Consider the following 6,389-nt stretch of genomic DNA (forward strand, 5'->3'; position numbering starts at 1 on the left):
CAGTCCTATGAAAGAAAAATTAGAAGAAACCTGGAGATGGTATGGTCCAAATGATCATATTCCGCTCTCGCACATCAAAATGGCCGGAGCCACAGGAATTGTGACGGCTTTGCACCATATACCGAATGGAGAAGTTTGGACACAGGAAGAAATCCAAAAACGTAAAGAGGAGATAGAAGCTGCTGGGCTGAGCTGGTCAGTAGTAGAAAGCATTCCTGTGCATGAAGACATCAAAAAGCGATCAGGGGATTTTTTGAAATACATAGAAAATTACAAGACAAGTATTCGCAACTTGGGTGCTTGTGGTATAGATACTGTTTGTTACAATTTCATGCCGGTGCTCGATTGGACCCGTACCGACCTGGCTTATGAGGTAGCGGATGGCTCCAAAGCGCTTCGCTATGATGCGGCCCAATTTGCGGCGTTTGAGCTGTTTTTGCTAAAGCGTCCCGGGGCGGATGGCAGCTATTCTGAAGATCAAAAAATACGAGCCAGAGAGGTTTTTGACAAGATGTCAGCGGCTGATAAAGAGCTTCTGGTCAACAATATCATAGCCGGGCTCCCCGGAGCAGAAGAGGGATATACGGTAGATCAGTTTCAAAAAGTGCTTGACACCTACCAGGAAATCGGTGATCAGGAACTTCGAAATAACCTGTACGATTTCTTGAAAGCCATTATACCTGCTGCAGAGGAAGCAGGCGTAAATATGGCCATTCATCCAGACGATCCTCCATTCCCGATTTTAGGATTGCCTAGAGTAGTGAGTACTGAGGCTGATGCCAAACAACTTTTGGCGGCTTATGAAAGTCCAAATAATGGATTGTGCTTTTGTACTGGATCTTATGGAGTACGTGCTGATAACGATCTGGTAGGTATGGTTAATCGCCTGGGTGATCGTATAAATTTCATACACTTACGAGCTACAAAAAGAGATGCCGCAGGTAACTTTTATGAAGCAGATCATCTGGATGGAGACGTGGACATGTATGGCGTTATGAAGGAGCTGGTGCTGCAACAAAACAAGAGATTGGCTGCCGGACGAAAAGACTTTCGCATGCCTATGCGGCCAGATCATGGGCACCAAATGCTCGATGATTTAGCAAAAAAGACCAATCCAGGATACTCTGCCATTGGGCGATTGCGTGGGTTGGCTGAGCTGCGAGGCTTAGAACTCGGCATTCGCAAATCACTCTAAAAGAGCCTTCAATCAATAGCCTTTTGGTTATTTCTAGATAGAAACCCGGTGCCTGTTGGTACTGGGTTTTTTATTTTTAGAAGGCTATGCCGAAGGGCAGGAAGATTTTCTGACGATCAGTTTCGGGGCTAATACCACCTGTTTGGTAGTATCGGAGCCATGTTGTAGGCAATCCATGAAAATCCGGGCAGCTTCGTCACCCATCTGGATGCTTTTTTGATCTACAGAAGACAATGCTGGATTGAAATACTGCGTTACCTGGTCGTTGCCAAAGCCAACAATGCCTATTTGATCAGGAATTTTGAAATTGATGGATTGAAGGTGTTTTACTGCACCTAAAGCGGTGAAATCTGAAGAAAAAAAGAAGGCATCAGGCGCCACTGGTTTCTGCATTAATTTTTCGATTGCCGGCCGGCCAGCTGCCACATCACTGGGAGCTTCTATGATCCATTCCTCATGGAGCTCCACCTGATGATCACGGAGTGCCTTTTTATAGCCTTCTAATCGGTCTTTAAAAATACTCACAGACAAGTCTCCAGCTATGTGAGCGATGCGTTGGTATCCATTTTTGATAAGGTGTACTACCGACTGATAGGCCCCGTCAAAATCATTGATCGTCACTGAAGGAGCTTTCAGTAGGGCAGATGTGCGATCAAATAGCACGAGTGGTTTACCCTTCTCTTGCACGCGTAGCAAATGTGTAACATCTCTGGTTTCCTTACTGATAGAAATAATGATGCCGGCCACCTGTGCTGCTAGTAGCGTATTGACGTCTTCTATTTCTTTGGATAGTTTTTCATGCGACTGACAGATGATGACGTTGTACCCGTGTTTGCGGGCTTGTTCTTCAATGCCTCTGATGACCGAAGAGAAAAAAATACGATCTACATAGGGTACAATGATGCCGATGATTTTAGAATGCCCCAACCGAAGGGAAGAGGCCATGGTGTTAGGCTCATAACCCAGCTTTCGAGCCATTTCGGCTACTTTATCCTTCGTTTTTTGGCTGATTCTGGGGTGGTTGTTGAGTGCTCGCGATACTGTAGAAGCAGTAGTGTTGAGCGCTTTGGCTATATCATGGATGGTGGTTTTTTGCTGTTTCAAAAATCGTAATTATTTGCTTGTTCTGAGGTTAAATTGAAAAGGTGTAATGGATTGCACAGCATATTTAGTTCATTTTCATTTAATTTGGCGCATTTGCAATTACAATCCTCATGAAAGAAAAGCCAATTTCCACAGTCAATGAATCATCGTATGAGTGTACCATCACGGTAGACTGTGCCATTTTTGGCTTTCAGGAAGATGAACTCAAGCTGCTGCTCGTAAAACGGGCAGTGGAGCCCTATAAGGACTTTTGGCTACTGCCAGGTGGTACAATGGAGGAGGGCAAGACGGTTGAGGAAGCGATGAATCGTGTGCTGTATAGTCTTACAGGCATACACGGCATACATCACGAGCAGGTTGGCTGCTACAGTGCTGTGGATCGTCACCCTGTAAAGCGTGCCGTGACCATTAGTTTTTATGCGCTGATCAAACCAGAAAACCACCCTGTGATTGCTAAAAACTATATTTCGGATGTAAAATGGTATCCACTGGAGGAAATACCACAGTTAGGATTCGATCACGACCAAATCTTCAAAGATGCATTGGTGAAACTGCGGGAAAACCTTCAACGAAAACTACTCTTTGGGGAATTGCTTCCAGAAAAATTCACACTGAAAGAACTACAGGACCTCTATGAAAGCATACTAGGGGAAACGCTTGACCGCAGAAACTTTCGTAAAAAAATGCTGCAAATGGAGCTGTTACAACCCACTAACGAAAAGAAGGCGGGCGTAAGAGGTGGTCCGGAGCTCTATCGGATCAAAAAGTAAGCAAAGCGCTCATTTGAAATGAAAATTTGAAAAATGGAAGGAATTCTATCAATCAAATTGTAATTCTTGTAAACTGTGTATAAATTACACAGAAATAAAAACCAGAATTTACATCATTGATTTAAAGTGCTAATTATGAGCGAGATAAGATTTGCTACTCATCCAGAAGATTTTAAGATCTACACCACCGACGAGATCAGGGAGCGATTTCTGATTGAGGAGGTTTTTAAGAAAGGTGAGATCACAGCTGTATATTCTATGCACGATCGCATGGTAACGATCGGAGTAACTCCTGATGGCTCAGCTTTAGAGTTGCCTGCTTTTGAAGACCTTACAAAGTCTGAGTATTTCCTGGAGCGTCGTGAGCTTGGCGTGATCAACGTGGGCGGTACAGGTACAGTGACTGTAGACGGAGAGCAGTTTACCCTGGAAAACCGTGAGTGTCTTTATATAGGTAAGGGCAAGCAAAAGGTGTCTTTCGATAATGCTGGTTCTGAGCAAGCACTGTTCTATATCAACTCAAGTCCTGCACACCAGGAATACCCAACCAGGAAAGCTACGTTGGCAGATGCTAACGAGGTAAATCTTGGAACAAAAGAAAACTGCAACGAGCGTACCATCTATCAGTTTATTCATGAAGATGGAATCCAAAGTTGCCAGCTGGTAATGGGCTTCACCACCCTACATCCAGGAAGCATCTGGAATACATTCCCTCCCCATACGCACTACCGTAGAATGGAAGTGTACTTCTACTTTGATCTTCCAGAAGATCAGTTGGTCATGCACTTCATGGGTGATCCTCAGGAAACCCGTCACATAGCTATGCATAATCACCAGGCGGTGATTTCACCGGAGTGGTCTATTCACTCAGGAGCGGGTACTTCAGCTTACTCATTTGTGTGGGGTATGGCCGGTGAAAACAAAGCCTTTACAGATATGGATGGTGAACAATTAATTGACGTAAAATAATGACTTTAGATACATTCAACTTAGAAGGAAAAGTAGCGCTGGTAACAGGATGTAAGCGCGGAATAGGTAAAGCTATGGCTGAAGGCCTTGCAGAGGCTGGAGCAGACATTATTGGTGTTTCGGCATCTTTGGAGCTTTCGGGTAGTGAAGTGGAAAAATCAGTAACTGCTCTGGGACGTAAATTCAAAGCCTATCAGTGTGACTTCTCCAACAGAGAGGCATTGCATGCCTTTCTGAAACAGGTAAAAGAAGAAAACCCTACAATAGATATACTTATCAACAATGCAGGCACCATCAAGCGTGCACCTGCAGCGGAGCATCCAGACGAAATGTGGGATGAAGTGATCGAAGTAAACCTCAATTCACAATTTGTAATCTCACGAGAGATCGGAAAGACCATGGTAGAGCGTGGAAGTGGTAAAATCATCTTCACAGCATCGCTACTTACTTTCCAGGGAGGCATTACCGTGCCCGGATACGCAGCCAGCAAAGGAGCCATCGGTCAGTTGACTATGGCACTGTCCAATGAGTGGGCGGCTAAAGGAGTAAATGTCAATGCTATTGCTCCTGGCTATATCGCTACGGACAATACGCAAGCGCTGAGAGATGATCCAGATCGCAGCCAGGCAATACTCAGTCGTATTCCGCAGGGTAGATGGGGTAATCCAGAAGATTTTAAAGGGCCAACTGTCTTTTTGGCAAGTGCGGCTTCAAATTATATGAATGGATCCATCGTAACCGTAGATGGCGGCTGGATGGGAAGATAACAGACCAACAATGAAGGAGTTTTTAGGAGAAGATTTTTTGCTCGAAACTGAGACTGCCAGGAAGCTTTACCATGATTACGCTTCCAGGATGCCGATTATTGATTACCATAACCACCTGCCCCCCAGGGATATCGCGGAGGATAGGGTGTTTAACAGCCTCACCGAGGCCTGGCTGGAGGGCGACCATTACAAATGGAGGGCCATGAGAGCCAATGGCGTGGACGAGTCTTACATTACGGGTGATCAATCTGATAAAGATAAGTTTGTGAAGTGGTCGGAGACGGTTCCGGCCACTTTACGAAATCCACTTTATCACTGGACGCACCTGGAGCTACGCAGATATTTCGGTATCAATGAGCTTCTTAGCGGAAAAACGGGAGAGCAGGTGTTTGAAAAAGCCAATGCTCAAATCAGTTCTAAAGAATTCTCTTGTAAAAACCTTCTAAAGAAAATGAACGTCGAGGTGGTCTGTACTACAGACGACCCGGCGGATTCATTGGAATACCACCAGCAACTTAAAGATGAAGGGTTTGAAGTAAAAGTATTGCCTACTTTTCGTCCGGATAAGTTGTATGCAGTGCAAGATCCTGCTTCATATAAAGCATACCTCAAAAAACTGGAAAAAGCTGTAGGCTTCAGTATTGGAAATTTTGACGACCTCTTGCGTGCAGCCTGGCAGCGTGTAGAATTTTTCCATGAAGTAGGAGGTAGACTTTCTGATCATGGATTGGAACAACTGGACGATGTGGAGTGGACACAAAAAGATCTGGAAGCCATCTTCGTAAACCTGCTGAAAGGCAAGGTGCCCAGTGAGTTAGAAGTAAAGCAATACCGACTTGGGATGCTTACAGAGCTTTGCAAAATGTATCATTCTAAGGGATGGGCACAGCAGTTTCACCTGGGGGCCATTCGCAACAATAGTGAGCGCATGATGCGGCAACTTGGTCCGGATACAGGCTATGACTCTATCGGTGATTTTGATCAGGTAAAGGCTCTCAGTAAGTTTCTCAACAAACTGGACGATACCGATCAGCTGGCGAAAACCATTCTATACAATTTGAACCCGAAAGACAATGAAGCATTCGCTACCATGATTGGTAATTTTCAGGATGGAAAAACACCCGGTAAGATGCAGTTTGGCTCGGGATGGTGGTTTTTGGACCAAAAAGATGGAATGGAGCGCCAAATGAATGCTTTAAGCAATATGGGGCTGCTTAGCAGGTTTGTAGGTATGCTTACTGACAGCCGTAGCTTCCTGTCTTTTCCGAGGCATGAGTACTTCCGAAGGATTTTGTGCAACCTGATAGGAAATGATGTGGAGAATGGTGAGTTGCCCAATGATATCGAATGGCTAGGAAGTGTAGTAGAAGATATCTGCTACCACAATGCGAGAAATTATTTCAACTTTTAACAACTGATCAACTAATATTATATCATGACAAAAAAAGTAGTAACCTTCGGAGAGATCATGCTTCGCCTGGCACCTCCAGGCTTTTTGCGATTTTCTCAAGCCTCATCATTTGATGTGGTGTATGGTGGTGGTGAGTCCAATGTGGCGGTATCTCTTGCCAACTATGGTGTACC

General features: G+C 44.7%; 6 protein-coding genes. 5 read left to right on the forward strand and 1 reads right to left on the reverse strand.

Going from position 1 to position 6,389, the window contains the following annotated elements; translation table 11 throughout:
• Nucleotides 1-7: 7 nt before the first annotated feature.
• Complete coding sequence (uxuA, locus tag C7460_RS20185; protein WP_115869958.1) at nt 8-1,195, forward strand: mannonate dehydratase; 1,188 nt, start codon at nt 8-10, stop codon at nt 1,193-1,195.
• 84 nt (nt 1,196-1,279) lie between these two features.
• Here uxuA and C7460_RS20190 read toward each other — a convergent pair whose 3' ends face one another.
• Entirely contained in the window at nt 1,280-2,299 is a 1,020-nt protein-coding gene (locus C7460_RS20190) for a LacI family DNA-binding transcriptional regulator (protein ID WP_115869951.1), read from the reverse strand.
• A 110-nt stretch (nt 2,300-2,409) separates the two neighbouring features.
• Here C7460_RS20190 and C7460_RS20195 point away from each other — a divergent pair, with 110 nt between their 5' ends.
• From C7460_RS20195 to uxaC, 4 genes are all read left to right on the forward strand, one after another.
• Nucleotides 2,410-3,069 carry an NUDIX hydrolase gene (locus tag C7460_RS20195; RefSeq protein ID WP_115869952.1) on the forward strand — a complete coding sequence of 220 codons (660 nt, stop codon included), beginning with the start codon at nt 2,410-2,412 and terminating at the stop codon, nt 3,067-3,069.
• Nucleotides 3,070-3,204: 135 nt separating this feature from the next.
• Nucleotides 3,205-4,038: a 5-dehydro-4-deoxy-D-glucuronate isomerase gene (gene kduI, locus C7460_RS20200; protein ID WP_115869953.1), complete on the forward strand. Its 834-nt coding sequence runs from the start codon at nt 3,205-3,207 to the stop codon at nt 4,036-4,038.
• Complete coding sequence (locus tag C7460_RS20205; RefSeq protein WP_185148308.1) at nt 4,038-4,805, forward strand: SDR family NAD(P)-dependent oxidoreductase; 768 nt, start codon at nt 4,038-4,040, stop codon at nt 4,803-4,805. Before kduI ends, C7460_RS20205 begins: the two co-directional genes overlap by 1 nt.
• Before the next feature lie 10 nt (nt 4,806-4,815).
• The gene (uxaC, locus tag C7460_RS20210; RefSeq protein ID WP_115869959.1) at nt 4,816-6,216 is read left to right on the forward strand and encodes a glucuronate isomerase; all 1,401 of its coding nucleotides are present in this window, start codon (nt 4,816-4,818) and stop codon (nt 6,214-6,216) included.
• The last annotated feature ends 173 nt before the right edge of the window (nt 6,217-6,389 follow it).

Source organism: Marinoscillum furvescens DSM 4134 (assembly GCF_003386095.1).
GTDB lineage: Bacteria > Bacteroidota > Bacteroidia > Cytophagales > Cyclobacteriaceae > Marinoscillum > Marinoscillum furvescens.

Excerpts from the sequence above, each read along its gene's own strand:
- uxuA (WP_115869958.1), top strand. The coding sequence starts at position 8 with ATGAAAGAAAAATTAGAAGAAACCTGGAGATGGTATGGTCCAAATGAT.
- C7460_RS20195 (WP_115869952.1), top strand. The coding sequence starts at position 2,410 with ATGAAAGAAAAGCCAATTTCCACAGTCAATGAATCATCGTATGAGTGT.
- kduI (WP_115869953.1), top strand. The coding sequence starts at position 3,205 with ATGAGCGAGATAAGATTTGCTACTCATCCAGAAGATTTTAAGATCTAC.
- C7460_RS20205 (WP_185148308.1), top strand. The coding sequence starts at position 4,038 with ATGACTTTAGATACATTCAACTTAGAAGGAAAAGTAGCGCTGGTAACA.
- uxaC (WP_115869959.1), top strand. The coding sequence starts at position 4,816 with ATGAAGGAGTTTTTAGGAGAAGATTTTTTGCTCGAAACTGAGACTGCC.